The sequence below is a fragment of the Burkholderia pseudomultivorans genome, from assembly GCF_001718415.1.
Lineage (GTDB): Bacteria > Pseudomonadota > Gammaproteobacteria > Burkholderiales > Burkholderiaceae > Burkholderia > Burkholderia pseudomultivorans_A.
Genome location: NZ_CP013377.1, coordinates 1,577,932 through 1,592,892, shown reverse-complemented (window position 1 = coordinate 1,592,892; position 14,961 = coordinate 1,577,932). Strand labels below are relative to the sequence as shown.

The 14,961-nt window shown below is 69.2% G+C and carries 13 protein-coding genes; 8 read left to right on the top strand and 5 right to left on the bottom strand.

Annotation, left to right across the window (positions count from 1 at the left end):
- Positions 1-48: 48 nt before the first annotated feature.
- Positions 49-696, bottom strand: a complete 648-nt coding sequence (locus WS57_RS06720; protein WP_040129260.1) for a response regulator transcription factor — start codon at positions 694-696, stop codon at positions 49-51.
- Entirely contained in the window at positions 693-2,795 is a 2,103-nt protein-coding gene (locus WS57_RS06715; RefSeq protein WP_069243931.1) for a PAS domain-containing sensor histidine kinase, read from the bottom strand. Before WS57_RS06715 ends, WS57_RS06720 begins: the two co-directional genes overlap by 4 nt.
- 315 nt (positions 2,796-3,110) lie before the next feature.
- On the opposite strand from WS57_RS06715, the gene WS57_RS06710 reads away from it, so the two are divergent.
- The 5 genes from WS57_RS06710 (at position 3,111) to WS57_RS06690 (ending at position 8,553) form a co-directional block, all read left to right on the top strand.
- Complete coding sequence (locus WS57_RS06710) at positions 3,111-3,575, top strand: universal stress protein (protein WP_040129257.1); 465 nt, start codon at positions 3,111-3,113, stop codon at positions 3,573-3,575.
- 259 nt (positions 3,576-3,834) lie between these two features.
- Entirely contained in the window at positions 3,835-4,341 is a 507-nt protein-coding gene (locus WS57_RS06705) for a cupin domain-containing protein (RefSeq protein WP_040129255.1), read from the top strand.
- Between the two features lie 164 nt (positions 4,342-4,505).
- Positions 4,506-5,531, top strand: coding sequence for a DedA family protein/thiosulfate sulfurtransferase GlpE (locus tag WS57_RS06700; RefSeq protein ID WP_040131740.1), 1,026 nt, complete (start codon positions 4,506-4,508; stop codon positions 5,529-5,531).
- Between the two features lie 440 nt (positions 5,532-5,971).
- Positions 5,972-7,354 carry an amino acid permease gene (locus tag WS57_RS06695; protein WP_069243930.1) on the top strand — a complete coding sequence of 461 codons (1,383 nt, stop codon included), beginning with the start codon at positions 5,972-5,974 and terminating at the stop codon, positions 7,352-7,354.
- A gap of 236 nt (positions 7,355-7,590) precedes the next feature.
- Positions 7,591-8,553: a universal stress protein gene (locus tag WS57_RS06690; protein WP_069244349.1), complete on the top strand. Its 963-nt coding sequence runs from the start codon at positions 7,591-7,593 to the stop codon at positions 8,551-8,553.
- 484 nt (positions 8,554-9,037) lie between these two features.
- Here the strand turns inward: WS57_RS06690 and WS57_RS06685 are convergent, their stop codons facing one another.
- Positions 9,038-9,445 (bottom strand): hypothetical protein, encoded by a 408-nt coding sequence (locus WS57_RS06685; RefSeq protein WP_069243929.1) that lies wholly within the window; start codon positions 9,443-9,445, stop codon positions 9,038-9,040.
- 199 nt (positions 9,446-9,644) lie between these two features.
- A complete protein-coding gene (locus WS57_RS06680; protein ID WP_069243928.1) occupies positions 9,645-10,016 on the bottom strand; it encodes a DUF3564 family protein in 372 nt (123 codons plus the stop codon).
- A gap of 553 nt (positions 10,017-10,569) precedes the next feature.
- On the opposite strand from WS57_RS06680, the gene WS57_RS06675 reads away from it, so the two are divergent.
- The 3 genes from WS57_RS06675 (at position 10,570) to WS57_RS06665 (ending at position 13,717) form a co-directional block, all read left to right on the top strand.
- The gene (locus WS57_RS06675; RefSeq protein ID WP_009690469.1) at positions 10,570-10,827 is read left to right on the top strand and encodes a DUF3562 domain-containing protein; all 258 of its coding nucleotides are present in this window, start codon (positions 10,570-10,572) and stop codon (positions 10,825-10,827) included.
- Entirely contained in the window at positions 10,808-11,794 is a 987-nt protein-coding gene (locus WS57_RS06670) for a zinc-dependent alcohol dehydrogenase family protein (protein ID WP_009690468.1), read from the top strand. The genes WS57_RS06675 and WS57_RS06670 overlap by 20 nt, the downstream gene beginning before the upstream one ends.
- Positions 11,795-11,917: 123 nt before the next feature.
- A complete protein-coding gene (locus WS57_RS06665; RefSeq protein ID WP_069243927.1) occupies positions 11,918-13,717 on the top strand; it encodes a methyl-accepting chemotaxis protein in 1,800 nt (599 codons plus the stop codon).
- Positions 13,718-13,753: 36 nt separating this feature from the next.
- Here the strand turns inward: WS57_RS06665 and WS57_RS06660 are convergent, their stop codons facing one another.
- Complete coding sequence (locus WS57_RS06660; RefSeq protein WP_040131736.1) at positions 13,754-14,791, bottom strand: sigma-54 interaction domain-containing protein; 1,038 nt, start codon at positions 14,789-14,791, stop codon at positions 13,754-13,756.
- Between the last annotated feature and the right edge of the window lie 170 nt (positions 14,792-14,961).

Below are 14,961 nucleotides of genomic sequence, written 5' to 3'. Positions count from 1 at the left end.
CCGCCGCCGGCTGCCTGCGCTGCGGCCGGCGTGTTACTCCGGTCGCCGTTACACGTCGTCCGTCTCGTCGAGCAGTTTGTGCCGCAGCGCGTAGCGCACCAGCGCGGCTTCGTGCGGCATCTGCATCTTTTCGAGGATGCGCGTCTTGTACGTGCTGACCGTCTTCGCGCTCACGCACAGCGCCTGCGCGATCTCGGTCAGCGTCTGGCCGGCGGCGATGCGCCGGAACACGTCGAATTCGCGATCCGACAGACGCTGATGCGGCAGCGTCTCGGCCGGCTCGTTCAGGCTCTGCGCGAACTGCTCGGCCATCGCGAGGCTCACGTAGACGCCGCCCGACGCCACCTTCGTCACCGCGCCGACCAGCTCGGCGCTGGCGCTTTCCTTCGTCAGATAGCCCGACGCGCCCGCGCGAAACGCGCGCACCGCGTATTGCTGCTCCGCGTGCATCGTCAGCACGAGCACCCGCAGCGCGGGCTTCTCGTCCTTGATCTGCTTGATCAGCTCGACGCCGTTGCGGCCCGGCATCGACAGGTCGAGCACCAGCACCTGCGCGGGCGTCGCGCGCACCAGCGCGATCGTCGACGGACCGTCGTACGCTTCGCCGGCAACCTCGAAGCCGGTCGCATTCTGGAGAATGTGCCGCAGACCGTCGCGCACGAGCGTATGGTCGTCGGCGATGAGCACCTTGATCATGTGATGAGGGTTTCCTGTTGAACGGTGCTGAGCGGAAATGCGACGGTGATCGAGAAGCCGCGCGCGAGCGCGGTGTCGATCGTCACGCTGCCGCCTAGCATGTGCGCGCGTTCGCGAATGCCGATCAGGCCGAACGATTTGTCTTCGTGCGCGGGGCCGCCAGGCGGCGCACCGCGGCCGTTGTCGGCGACGTGCAGCACGCAGAAGCCTTCCTCGACGTCGAGCCGCAGCGCGACGCGCGTTGCATCCGCATGACGCGCGACATTCGTCAGCGCCTCCTGCACGATGCGGAACAGCGTGGTCGCGCCCGTGCTGGTGAACGTGATGCCGCCCGTCTCGATATGGCGCTCGACATCGATGCCGTAGCGGTTCGTGAAGTCGTTCGCGAGCCATTCGATCGCGGGCACGAGGCCGAGATCGTCGAGCATCACCGGTCGCAGATCCGCCGCGATGCGCCGCACCGATGCGACGGTCGCATCGATCAGCCGGCGCATGCCCTGCAGGTGCGCGAGCACGGCGTCGTCCGGTTGCGCGCGGCCCGGCGCGCGCAACTGCTGCTCGACCACCGACAGGTCCATCTTCAGCGCGGTGAGCTGCTGGCCGAGATCGTCGTGCAGTTCGCGCGCGATGCGCGTCTTTTCCTCTTCGCGCACCTTCTGCAGGTTCGCGGACAGCTCGCGCAGCTCCTCGCGCGACTGCTTGATCGCATTTTCGGCCCGCAGCCGCTCGGTGATGTCGCGCAGCATCACCGTATAGAGCTTGCCCGACGCGTCGCGGATCTGCGAGATCGACGCCTCGATCGGGAATTCCTCGCCGTTGCCGCGCAGCCCGAACAGCACACGCTGGCGGCCCATCTGCCGTTCGGACACACCCGTCACGCCGAACTGGTCGACGTGCTTCGCATGCGCGGCGCGGAACCGCTCGGGGATGAAGCGCGACAGCGGCGCACCGATCGCCTCCATCGCGGACACGCCGAAGACCTGTTCGGCCATCGGGTTGAAGATCACGACCGTCTGCTTCTCGTCGATCGTGATGATCGCTTCCATCGACGAACGGATGATGCCCATCATCCGCGCCTCGTTCAGGATGCCGCGGCTGCTGGCGCCGGCATCGACCGCCGCCGCGAGCCGGCCGCGCACCAGCGCGTACATCAGCGCCGCGAACGCGAACGACGCAATCAGCCCGGCGGCGAGCACCGTGCCGGCCGCGCGCTGCGCGCCGGTCGCGCTCGGCCGTCCGTCCGCGGAATAGGCGAGCGTCAGCGCGGTGCCGCCGAAATTCAGCACTTCGGTGCGCTGCATCAGGTCGGGCGACATCGACGCTTCTTCGGTCGTCGTCTCGGCGCTGGCGATCGGCCGCCGATCGCCGTCCGCCTGCATCGTCAGGTCGAGCCCGCGCTCCGCTTCGAGGGCGCGTTCGATCAGCCGGCGCGGACTCAGCGCCGCGAACAGCATGCCGTCGATGCCGCCGTCGTGCGGGGACGATGCGCGCGACGAAGCCATCGCGGGCAGGAACAGCGTGAGCGTGCGTGCGTCGTGCGACACGTCGTCGTCGGTCGGGTGCACGCCGAGCGCGACTTCGCCGGTCTGCAGCGCGCGGGCGAGCGGCGCCGCGTCGGACGCGCCGAAGCGCACGACGGGCGCGGTCGACGCCGGCGCGCTGAGCGTCGCGGCCGCGAGCGGGCCGGTCGGCAGCGCCGTCGTGCCGGCAAGCGCGCTGCGCGTCGCGGCAGGCAGCGGCGCATAGCCGAGCTGTCGAATGGGCGAACGGCTGCTGTCGAAATCGAGCGTTTCGGCGTACCGGTCCCATTGTGCGGACGTCATCTGCGGTACGAGGCCGAACGCGCCGCGGGCGCTTTCGAGCACGGCGACGCCGGACTGCAGCTCGTGGCGCAGCATCGCCGTCACGCGCGTCGTGCGGCGTTCGAAGCGTGCGTGGACGACGCTCTGCCATTGCTCGCGCACCAGCAGCGCGACGCCGAGCGACAGCGCTGCGCCGACGAACAGCGCCACGGCGCCGGCCGCGAGCGGCTGGCGTAACATGGTCGGAAAGCGCGTGGGCCCTCGGGCGCCACGGGTCTGGGTTCCATTGGCGGTCATTCGATGGCCATTCTGTTGTCGGCGCCGCCGAGGGCACGTCGGCGGCGCAAGCTGACCGGGCAAGGGCTGCGCCCGCAGTGTGCGACATCTGTTTTCAAGATGAAATTGTGCGCGTTTTATACGGTTTTTGTAATAGGGTCGGCTAAAAATGCAAGGGCCGGCGCGAGAGCGGGGCGCGCCGGCCGCGCTTGACGCGTATCAACCGGCGTGTCGGCGCGTGAGGCAGACTGTTCGGCAGGCGGGCCGGCAAGGGGCCGGTTCGCGGATGCGGGGCGCCGCGGCACGATGCGCTGCGCCCCGGTCGGAGGGACGGACATGTACAAGCGGATTTTCGTTGCGCTCGACGGTAGCCCGAGCGCGCGTCTCGCGCTGAACGAGGCGATCCGGATCGCGGCCGCGTCCGGCGGCACCATCACCTGTGCGTATGTGGTCGAGCACCGGCCGCAACTCGTCGATGTCGGCGCCGGCTTCACCGAAGCTGGCGACAACGGCGCATCGGCCGCCGATGTCGCGACGGCCGTACTCGACGCTGCGAAAGCGGTGCTGGCGGCGCAGCACGTGGCGGGCACCGTGCGTGCGCTCGACGCGTACGGCGAGGACGTCGCGACCGTGCTGATGCGCACGGCGGCCGAAGCCGATGCCGACCTGATCGTGATGGGCACCAGCGGACGCCACGGCTTGCGCCGGCTGCTGCTCGGCAGCGTCGCGGAATCGCTGCTGCGCGCGGCCGACCGACCCGTGCTGCTGGTGCGGCACGACGAGCCGCCCGCGCGCGCATAACGGGCGACAGGCGGTCGGGGCGGGAAGCGGTCGTCGAGCCGACGCCCGGCGCGACGCGCACCCGGTTGCATCCCGACACGCACTTCTGGCAGCATCGACACGCATCCGCTTCATCGTCGCATCCGTCCTCCGGATGCGGCACGGTCGCCGCGCGCATGGCCGCGACGATCGACGCAGCGGCATACGACGGCGTTCCGGCCGCTTCGGCGGCGGCGTCGTTTGCCGCATGCACGGTCCCTTACTTCACCGATACTTCGCCATGTCGATTTCCGCTGCCGACCTGATCCGCCAGTTCGATCTCCAGCCGCACCCCGAGGGCGGCTACTTCCGTGAAACCTACCGCGCGACCGAAGCCGTCGTGCGTCCGGCCGACGGCGCGCCGCGCGCTGCGTCGACCGCGATCTACTATCTGCTGTGCGACGGCGCCTATTCGTCGTGGCACCGGATCCGCTCGGACGAAGTCTGGCATTTCTATGCCGGCGACCCGCTCGAGGTGTGGGTGCTCGACGAGCGCGACGGGCTGACGATTCACCGGCTCGGCAATCCGCTGACGCATCCGGGCACCGTGTTCCAGGCGGTCGTCCCGGCCGGTCGCTGGTTCGGCGCGCGCTGCGCATCGCCCGACCATGTCGCGCTGGTGGGCTGCACGGTCGCGCCGGGGTTCGAGTTCGCGGAGTTCGAGCTGGCGGATGCGGCGGCGCTGGCCGCTGCATTTCCCGACTATGCGGAGCACGTCGCGCGGCTCGCGCAGCGCCCGCGCGCGTGAGATCCGGTCGCGCGGGCCGCATGCGTTCCGCGCGACGTCCGCCAAACCCGTTTAGAATGCCCGTCATGCAGCGGCGGCGGTGGCAAGGCCGCGCCGGCCGCTGCACCGCCGGATCGACGGCCGCTGCCGTCGTCCGGCCCGCGTGGCTTTCCAGGAGCGCCGTCGTGTGGCACTTTCCCATTGCAATTCCGTCGTCGCTCGGCCCGTGGGCCGTGTTCGCGAGCGTGCTGATCACGCAGCTCGGCGTGCCGGTACCGGCCGTGCCGATGCTGATCCTCGGCGGAACGATGGCGGCGATGGGGCAGGCGTCGTGGGCCAGCATGTTCGCGGCGGCGATCGGCGCGACGATGCTGGCCGATTCGCTGTGGTTCTTCATGGGCCGCACGCGCGGCCGGCGCCTGCTGAACGGGCTCGTGCGCTTCTCGCTGTCGCTCGACACGACGCTGCGCTTCGCGCGTAACGTATTCGAAAGATACGGCGCGCCGCTGCTGGTGCTTTCCAAATTCCTGCCGGGCCTCGGCCTCGTGTCGGCGCCGCTGCTCGGCACGACCGCGATCGGCGTCGGCGTGTTCCTGATCTGGGACCTGGCCGGCGCATCGCTGTGGGCCGCGTTCTGGCTGATCGGGGGCGCGGCGGTCCACGACCAGATCGTGCAGTTCGTGCTGTGGGTGCGCGCGAGCGGCGGCACGATCCTCGACGCGTTCCTCGCGATCTTCATCACGTTCCTGCTGTACCGCTGGGTGCGTCGCATCCAGTTCCGCCGCTATCTCGCGCAGGTGCGCATCTCGCCGCCGCAACTCGTCGAGATGATGACTTCGGCCGAGCCGCCGCTGATCTTCGACGCGCGGCCGAAAGCGATCCGCGAGCGCGAGCCGTACCGGATCGCCGGCGCGGTGCCGGTCGATCTCGATTCGCCGGACCTGCTCGATCCGGAAGTGCTGAAACGGCCGATCGTCGTCTACTGCGTGTGCCCGAACGAAGCGACGGCCAAGCGCATCATCGCGAAGATGCAGCGCAAGAAGATGATCCACAACATCAAGGCGCTGAAGGGCGGCCTCGATGCTTGGGAGAAGCATGGCTACCCGGTCGAGCCGCTGCCGGCCGATCTCGATGCGTCGCGGTACTTCTTGCGCCCCGAGCACGGCGCGCTCGAAGGCGAATATACGGTGCGGGCGACGTTGTCGAAATAACGCGGCCATTACCTCGCACGCATCCGAATTCCACCGCCATTTTCCCGAATCGTCATTTCCGAGAAAATCGGCTGGCGTTAAACCGCCGATCTTTCCTATAATCGCGCCTGCATATTGCGTGCGCTTGAATGCGCACCTTTGACGCGCGTTCGTTCGCGCCGAAAACGAAGGTTCCCGTTGCCGCTCGTCACGCGCACAGCCGCGTCGCACGGGCCGCCCGGTCGTATTCCGCGAAAGGCCCGAGCCGTTTTCCGGATTGTTCCGGAACCGGCCGATAATCCGCGGCGATTCCAGTCGGATTGACGCAATATCCGCGTCGTTTTCCAGCGGGAAAACGGCAGCGGGTATTTTTCGTTTTCGGTTGCCGTTATCGGCATGAACGGTCGCGCATTGACTTCACACAATGACGGCGGCCGGTTCGCGGCTGCCAGGAGACGGACTTGAAACACCAGCAAGACCAGCTGCACCGCGGGCTGGAAGAACGACACATCAACCTGATGGCGCTCGGCGCGACGATCGGCGTCGGCCTGTTCCTCGGCTCGGCCACCGCGATCCGCACCGCCGGCCCGGCCATCCTGCTGACCTATCTGCTGGGCGGCATCGTGATTTTCCTGATCATGCGCGCGCTCGGCGAGATGGCGATCACCAACCCCGTCGCGGGCGCGTTCAGCCGCTATGCGCGCGACTATCTCGGCCCGCTCGCGGGCTACCTGACCGGCTGGACCTACTGGTTCGTGTGGATCGTCACCTGCATGGCGGAGATCACGGCGGTCGGCGTCTACATGCACATGTGGTTCCCCGGCGTGCCGAACTGGATCTGGGCGCTCGCGGCACTCACGGCGATGGGCGCGGTGAACTTCATCGCGGTCAAGCTGTACGGCGAATTCGAGTTCTGGTTCGCGCTGATCAAGATCGTCACGATCGTGCTGATGATCGTCGGCGGCGGGCTGATGATCGCGTTCGGCATCGGCAACGGCGGCATCGCGACCGGCATCTCGAACCTGTGGGCGCACGGCGGCTTCATGCCGTACGGCCTCGGCGGCGTGATCGGCGCGCTGCCGATCGTGATGTTCGCGTATCTCGGCGTCGAAATGCTCGGCCTCACGGCCGGCGAGGCGCGCAATCCCGAGAAATCGCTGACGAAGGCCGTGAACTCGGTGTTCTGGCGCGTGCTGATCTTCTACATCGGCGCGCTGTTCGTGATCATGTCGCTCTATCCGTGGGACCAGATCGGCACGCAGGGCAGCCCCTTCGTGATGACGTTCTCGCGACTCGGCATCCCGGCCGCCGCCGGCATCATCAACTTCGTCGTGCTGACCGCGGCGCTGTCGTCGTGCAACAGCGGCCTGTTCAGTACCGCGCGGATGCTCTACAACCTCGCGCAGCAAGGGCAGGCGCCGCGCGTGCTCGGTCGCGTCAACCGCAACGGCGTGCCGGTGTACGGCGTGATCGTATCGGTCGTGCTGCTGCTGATCGGCGTGCTGCTCAACTATCTCGCGCCGCAGCACGTATTCGTGTGGCTGACGTCGGTGTCGACGTTCGGCGCGATCTGGACGTGGTGCGTGATCCTGATCGCGCAGATGCGCTTCCGCCGCACGCTGTCGGCCGACAAGGTCGCGCGCCTGGCGATCCGCGTGCCGTTCTATCCGCTCGGTTCGTATGTCGCGCTCGCGTTTCTCGCGTTCGTCGTCGTGCTGATGGCCTTTACGCCCGACACGCGCGTCGCGCTCGTGATCGGCCCGGTGTGGATCGTGCTGCTCGGTATCGCGTATGCGATGTTCTACGCGAACCGTCCGTCTGCGTCGCTGCCGACGAAGTCGTAATCCGGCAAGGCCGCGCGCCGCACGCGCGGCATGCTGCCGCCTGCGCGTGCGTTGATCCCGATCATGCACGCGCGGAGCGGACGCCTTATGCTTGTCTGCATTGCTGGTCCGCGCTTCGCGTGGCCAACCGCCGATTTCCGCCCGCGCCGGCCGCCATGGGCCGTCGCGCCGCGCGGCTGCCGCGCGAAGCTCCGGTCGTCGTTCCGCGACGACGCGCACGCACGGAGGCCTTCGCCATGCAGCCCGCCCGGTCCATCCCGCCACTCGAACGAATCGCACTCGCCGTCGACCAGACGCCCGAATCGCTGGCCGCCGCGCACTATGCGCGCACGCTGCTGCGTCCCGGCATGCAGTTGCGGATCATCTGCGCGATCGACAATCCGCGCCTCGTATTGCCCGACATCCCGCGCATCGACGCGCTGCTCACGTCCGCGCGCGAGGAGATGACACGCGACGCGCAGGCGACGCTCGAACGCATCACCGCGTTGTTCGCCGAAAGCGGCGTGGACGTCGAGCGGGTCGTGATCGATACGTCGGTCACGGGCGGCACGGTGGCCGACGCGCTCGCGAACGACACGTCGGCCTGGCGCGCCGACGTGCTCGTGGTCGGCGCGAATCCGCACCACGGGCTGCTGCGGCTCGTCGAAGGCGCGATGTCGGACACGCTGACGACGCGCGCGCACTGCGCGCTGCTGATCGTGCCGGCGTCCTATGCGCGTCCGTCGGACGGGCCGCTGCAGCGACTGATGTTCGCGGTCGACGGCAGCGAGCCGTCGCTGCATGCGGTTCGCGTCGGGCTCGGCTTCGCGGCGCCGACCACGCTGCTGTACGGCGCATACGTCGTCGATCGCGCGGTTCGTCTGACGGATATCGTCCCGGTGCGCGCGTTCGAGGATGCGTACCGCGCGGAGGGCGAGGATGCGCTGGCCCGCCTCGGGCCGCTGTTTCATGCGACCGGGAACCCGACCAAGCGCGGGATCATCGAAACCCGCCCGACCAGCGACGACGTCGCGCATGCGCTGATGCGCGATGCGGTGCACTGGCGCGCGGAATTGCTGGTGGTCGGCACGCACGGCCGGCGCGGGATCGCCGCGTGGCTGATCGGCAGCGTCGCGCGCCGCGTCGCGCATCTCGCGCAGGTGCCGGTGCTGCTCGTGCGCGGCGGCGACGCGTCGACCGAAAAAGCCGCGACGACTTGATTTGGGTCAGAGACGGCGTGCGGCGCGCGTGAGACAGTGGCGAACCATTCGGCGCGGCGCTCGGTCTATCGCGTGCCTGCGCATTTTCGCAGGCGCGCCGGCCGGCGCGAACCGCCGTCCGATGCAGGACGCGCGGCACGCGTCGGCATCGGCATCGTTTTTCGGCGACGGCCCGCAGCGCGCGGGCCGTCGCCCGATCCGACACTCTCTGGCACGAGGGTAGGCTGCCGACAGGCGGCCTTGGAAGACGGACGGGGTGCGATGCACCCCGTCCGGTTCCGATCCCGGTGTGCGTCCCTGTTCCCGTCCCGAAGAAGAATCGAATGCGTGCGAGCGTCGCTGCTTCAGCCGACACGCCATCGCGTGCACCGGCGTTGCACCGCCGCGAAGCGGCGGGCGGTCGGCGGCACGCGGACATGACGCGCGGCGGCTTGCTGCCGCCGTCGTCGCGATCGCGCCGCAATGCGGTGGTGCATCGGCGCGTTCATGCCGCGCGACGCAGCAACGCGGCATGCCTTCGGCGCGCATTCCGTCGCGCATGCACGCGTTGACGCGCGGGCCACGCGCCTGCCGGGGCGCGCAGCCGCGGCCAGCCGGGGCGCCCCTTGCGTCGCGGCCGGGAAGCTGCGCGCGTGTCGGCATCGACGCGCGCGCAGAGCGCGGCGGCGAAGCGTTGCAGCGCGCGCACCGGGCCTGCGACGCTCTGGTATTTCTCGCGGCCGATCTGCCCGTCCAGCGTGACGAGCAGGCCGGATTCGCGCGCGAGCGCGAGCAGGGTGTCGAGATCGTCGGGCGGCCGGATATCCGGCGCCGCCTTCAATGCGGGCTCGGCGCGCGTGTTGCCCGACGCGCGCCGCTGTCCGTCCCGGTTCGGATGGATGCGATGTGACATGGCTGGTCTCCTGCGCCAGACCCGCATGCCGGCTCGACGGCCGGCTGGGCGATGACCCGGCATGAACGTCGTGTTCATGGCAGGAGTATCGTCTGTCGATTGGGCGCTGCCAATCGGCGCACGCTGAAGTCGCTGTCGGAAATGGCGCGCGCGTATCGGAATCCGCTGACACGGGCGCCGGACGAAGTCCCGCCGCGCGTCAGCTTTCGTCGTCGGCGAACAGCCGGTGCTCGGGCTCGACGGCCGTCCCGTCGACGCACTGCAGGCGCCAGCGCCCGATCGTCGGCGCATGCTGCGCCTGCCGGCACCAGCGGGCTTCCCCCGTCGCGCCGGTCGTGGGCAGCCTGCGGTCGGCGCCGAGGAAATCCAGAAGCACGAACAGCGGACGATCGGCGTCGGGCGCCGCGAGCCGCAGCTCGCCCCGGGTGGCGCTCACCATGCCCCAGGCCGGCACGTGCATGTCTGCGTGACTTTCGCATGACCATTTGCGCTCGCCCGTATCGAGCCAGACGATCGCATACGCGGACGGCGTTTCATCGGTGAAGGTGTCGAGACGAACGGTAAGACGCATGGCGGCCTCCGGACGAAAGTGGTGTTGCGCCGGGCACGTTGCCGTCCCGGCCGGCGAGATCGTGAAAGCCGGGCGCAAGAAACGTGCGGTCGGTCGTATGAGGGAACATGCGGAGTTGCCGGGCCAGACTTCGACTATTTCCGTGACCGATTCGGCGACCGATTCGGCCGGCACGGGCCGCGCGACGCCCATCCGCGCGAAGGTCGCGTACGCAGGCTCGGTTCCGGGAGCAGCCGATTCACGATGCGCATCCCTTGACGCGTCATTTCGACCAGTCTAAGTTGCGCGTTACGCGGACCGTTGACACGCATCAAGCGTGCGACACAGCGGCCGCGGCGCGCCCGGGGTGGCGCGCTGTCGTCCGGTATCGGACGCGTGCGGCGCCCGCCGCGCATCCAGTGCAGTCCTCCGCCAGCGGGCCGGGGTCGGATCGTAACGGCTCTCGTTGATGTCACTCAAACAGGCAGCGGCGCAGCGCATGCCGTGTCTCATCCAACGCGTTAAGCTTCCAGTTGCAGTCCGTTTCGTTACTTCGACCGTCAGGAGTCCGTCGATGGCACAGGACAGTTTGCTTGATTCACTGAAGGAAGTCGCCGAGCAGCGCGAGATCGGCGCGGAACAGCTGCGCGCGATGCTCGACGACGAAGTGCGCGTGCTGTCGGACGGCGCGCGCGTGCACGACTACATCCACGTGTTCGCGATCCGGCATCTGCGCGACCGGATGCGGCAGCAGGCCGAGGCCGACCGCAACGCCGCGCCCGGAACCTCGCGCCCGGACGAGGCCGGTTCCCGTGCGAGCGCAGGTCTATGACGGGCGCTCGCCGGCGCTGACGCTGCGCGAACTGCCCGATCCGTCGCCCGGTCGCGGCCAGCTCCTGATCGACGTGCAGGCGTGCGGCGTGTGCCGCACCGATCTGCATGTGGTCGACGGCGATCTGACCGAACCGAAACGCCCGGTGATTCCCGGGCACGAAATCGTCGGCACCGTTGCCGCGCTCGGCGAGGGCGTGCACGGCTTCGCGCTCGGCGAACGGGTCGGCGTGCCGTGGCTGGGCCACACCTGCGGCCGCTGCGCGTTTTGCGCGGCGGGGCGCGAGAACCTGTGCGACGCGCCGGGCTTCACCGGTTATACGATCGACGGCGGCTATGCGGAGCGCACGGTCGCCGACGCCCGCTATTGCCTGCGCGTGCCGCCGAACTACGACGACGTGCACGCGGCGCCGCTGCTGTGCGCGGGACTGATCGGCTATCGCACGCTCGCGCTCGCGGGCAACGCGCAGCGGATCGGCCTGTACGGCTTCGGCGCAGCCGCGCATATCGTCGCGCAGGTCGCGCGGCATGAAGGGCGCCGCGTCCATGCATTCACGCGACCTGGCGACACGGCCGCGCAACAGCTGGCGCTGCGGCTCGGCGCCAACTGGGCCGGCGGCAGCGACCAGCGGGCGCCCGAACCGCTGGACGCCGCGCTGATCTTCGCGCCGGTCGGCGCGCTCGTGCCGCTCGCGCTGGCGGCCGTCGTGAAGGGCGGCAGCGTCGTATGCGGCGGCATCCACATGTCGGACATCCCGTCGTTTCCCTATGCGCTGCTGTGGGAGGAGCGCCGGCTGCTGTCGGTCGCGAACCTGACACGCGCGGACGGCGAGGCGTTCATGGCGCTCGCCGGCCGGATCCCGCTGGAGATCGAGGCGACGCGCTATGCGCTCGCGGACGCGAATCGCGCGCTCGACGACCTGCGCGCCGGCCGCCTGTCGGGCGCGGCCGTGCTGACGATGCGCTGACGGACGCGCCATTCCGCGCGTTTCGCCGATTTATCGGAACGACCCTCAAGTAAATGACGGCGCTGCCGTTTACCCGGTGAATCCGTCCACCGGGTGCTCACGCTCCCTTACCGAGTCGTTGCCATGTTCTCGTCCATCCGCGCACGCATCCTCGCCGCGTGCGTTGCCATCGTCGTCTTTGCGCTCGTCGCCACCACGCTGATCAACTATTTCATCGCGCACTCGTACAACGACGACGCGATCGACCGGAACCTGACTTCGGTCGCGAGCGGCCACGTCGTCGGGATCGCGGACTGGGTCGCGACCAAGAGCCGGATGGTCGCGTCGCTGCAGGACGCCGCGCTGTCGCCCGATCCGCTGCCGGTGTTCAAGCAGATGGCGGCGGCGGGCGGCTTCACGAACGTCTATGCCGGCTATGCGGACAAGGTGTTCCACTTCTCCGACCCGACCGGCATTCCGCCCGACTACGATCCGACCGGCCGCCCGTGGTACCGGCAGGCCGCGCAGGCCGGCAAGCCGGTGGTCACGCCGCCGTACGTCGATGCCGGCACCGGCAACCTGGTCGTCACGTTCGCGGTGCCGATCCTGCGCGACGGTGCGCTGAAGGGCGTGGTGGCCGCGGACGTCGCGATGGACAGCGTGATCGCGAACGTGAAGTCGATCCACCCCACGCCGGCCAGCTTCGGGATGCTGATCGACAGCAGCGGCCACGTGGTCGCGCACCCGGATGCCAAACTCACGCTGAAGCCGGTCGCCGACGTGTCGCCGGAGCTCGGCGGCATCAGCCCCGCGTCGCTGGCGGGCGCGAGCGCGCCGGTCGAGGTGCAGGTCGGCGGCGACGCGAAGCTGGTGCGCGCGCAGCCGGTGCCGGGCACCGACTGGTACGCGGTGGTCGCGCTCGACAAGTCAGATGCGACGGCCGGGATGCGTTCGCTGCTGACCGCGTCGCTGATCACGATGATCGTGATCGTCGCCGTCGCGTCGCTGATCGTCGGCGCGATCACGGCGACCGCGTTCCGCCGCCTGTCGCAGGTGCGCCAGGCAATGGCCGAGATCGGCTCGGGCGCCGGCGATCTCACGCAGCGCCTGCCGGCCGAAGGCCGCGACGAAGTGGCCGACATCGCACGCTCGTTCAACAGCTTTGTCGACAAGCTGAACGACGTGATGCGCCAGATCCGCGATGCGAGCGAATCGGTGCGCACGGCCGCGAACGAAATCGCGGCCGGCAACGTCGACCTGTCGTCGCGCACCGAATCGGCCGCCGCGAGCCTCGAGGAAACGGCCGCGTCGATGGAGGAGATCACCGCGACGGTCGGCCAGTCGGCGGCCGCGGCCGGGCAGGCCGACGAGCGCGCGGCGGCGGCGTCGCGAATCGCGTCGCACGGCGGCGCGGTCGTGTCGGAGGTCGTCGCGACGATGGCGAAGATCGAGGAAGCGTCGGGCCGGATCGGCGACATCATCGGCGTGATCGACGGCATTGCGTTCCAGACCAACATCCTCGCGCTGAACGCGGCGGTCGAAGCCGCGCGCGCGGGCGAGCAGGGCCGCGGCTTCGCGGTGGTCGCGCAGGAAGTCCGCAGTCTCGCGCAGCGCAGCGCGCAGGCCGCGCGCGAGGTGAAGGTGCTGGTCGAATCGACGGTCGAGAGCGTGTCGGCAGGGTCGGGACAGGTGCGTCAGGCCGGCGAGACGATGCGCGAGATCGTGTCCAACGTGACCAACGTGACGACGATCATCTCCGAGATCACGCATGCGGCGAACGAGCAGACGCGCGGCATCCAGGAAGTGAATCGCGCGGTCACGCAGCTCGACGAGATGGTGCAGCAGAACGCGGCGCTCGTCGAACAGTCGACCGCGGCGGCGTCCGCGCTGCAGACGCAGGCGAACGCGCTCGCGTCGACGGTCGGGCAGTTCAAGGTCGCGTGACGCGACCCGCACGCCGGCCGCGCGCGGGGTGGCCGCCTACGAGCGGCCGCTGTCGCGCATCAGCGCGAGCCGGTTGTACAGCGTCTTCAGGCTGATGCCGAGCGCCTTCGCGGCGCGCGGCTTGTTGCCGTCGAAATGGCGCAGCGTCGCCGCGATGAAGCGCTGCTGCGCATGGTGCAGCGTCGCGCCGAGCGGCAGCGACATCGCGTCGTCGCGCGTCAGCTCGGCCGGCAGCGCCTGCTTCGGCAGCGTGACGTCGATCCCTTCGTCCGCCAGGATGTACGCGCGCTCGATCGTGTTGTGCAGCTCGCGCACGTTGCCCGGCCACGAGTAGGCGCGCAGCGCGGCGATCGCCGCGTCGGTCAGCCGCTTGTGCGAGCGGTGCCGCGCATTGAGCGTCTCGACGTATTCGTGTGCGATCGTCTCGACGTCGCCGTCGCGCTGCCGCAGCGGCGGCACATACAACGCGAAGACCGCGAGCCGGTAGAACAGGTCTTCGCGCAGCCGGCCGTCGCGCACGGCTTCGGCCGGATTGTGGCGCGTCGCCGAGACGATGCGCACGTCGAGCGGAATCGACTCGGTGCCGCCGACGCGGACGATCGCATTCGATTCGATCGCACGCAGCAGCTTCACCTGCAGCGCGGGCGGCATTTCGGCGATTTCGTCGAGCAGCAGCGTGCCGCCGCGCGCCGCTTCGAAGAAGCCCGTGTGCTGCGCGACCGCGCCCGTGAAGCTGCCTTTTTCGTGGCCGAACAGGTGCGATTCCGCGATGTCGGGCGGAATCGCGCCGCAATTGACCGGCACGAACGGGCCGTCGCGGCGCGCACTGAGATCGTGCAGGCGGCGGGCGACGATGTCCTTGCCGACCCCGCTTTCACCGGCAATCATCACGTTGGCGCGGGTCGGCGCGATTTTCTCGATACGGCCGAGCAGCGTGCGCATCGCGACGGAGCGCCCGGACAACCGGCGTTCGTCTGCGCGCTGCCTCGGCCGGTGGCTGGATTCGGTCATTGGCATGAGCGGGCCGATTTGAAAATCGGCGTCGCGCGATTCGGTCGTTGCAATATTTACTATCGACAGCACCGGGCGCGCGAAGGTGCCGCGAAATAGAAATTTCCAATGCAGGTCGCGACGGCGACAGGGGACGTCGATCGATCCGCGGCGCCTCGGTCCGTCCCTCGATCGGCGATGCCTTTTTACAGACGGCGACGGAAAAAACAGACGACATGCCCGGAGGGTCAGGT

Coding starts and splice junctions, on each gene's coding strand:
- WS57_RS06710 (WP_040129257.1), top strand. CDS start 3,111: ATGTACAAGCGGATTTTCGTTGCGCTCGACGGTAGCCCGAGCGCGCGT.
- WS57_RS06680 (WP_069243928.1), bottom strand. CDS start 10,016: ATGCGTCTTACCGTTCGTCTCGACACCTTCACCGATGAAACGCCGTCC.
- WS57_RS06720 (WP_040129260.1), bottom strand. CDS start 696: ATGATCAAGGTGCTCATCGCCGACGACCATACGCTCGTGCGCGACGGT.
- WS57_RS06715 (WP_069243931.1), bottom strand. CDS start 2,795: ATGACCGCCAATGGAACCCAGACCCGTGGCGCCCGAGGGCCCACGCGC.
- WS57_RS06665 (WP_069243927.1), top strand. CDS start 11,918: ATGTTCTCGTCCATCCGCGCACGCATCCTCGCCGCGTGCGTTGCCATC.
- WS57_RS06675 (WP_009690469.1), top strand. CDS start 10,570: ATGGCACAGGACAGTTTGCTTGATTCACTGAAGGAAGTCGCCGAGCAG.
- WS57_RS06705 (WP_040129255.1), top strand. CDS start 3,835: ATGTCGATTTCCGCTGCCGACCTGATCCGCCAGTTCGATCTCCAGCCG.
- WS57_RS06685 (WP_069243929.1), bottom strand. CDS start 9,445: ATGTCACATCGCATCCATCCGAACCGGGACGGACAGCGGCGCGCGTCG.
- WS57_RS06690 (WP_069244349.1), top strand. CDS start 7,591: ATGCAGCCCGCCCGGTCCATCCCGCCACTCGAACGAATCGCACTCGCC.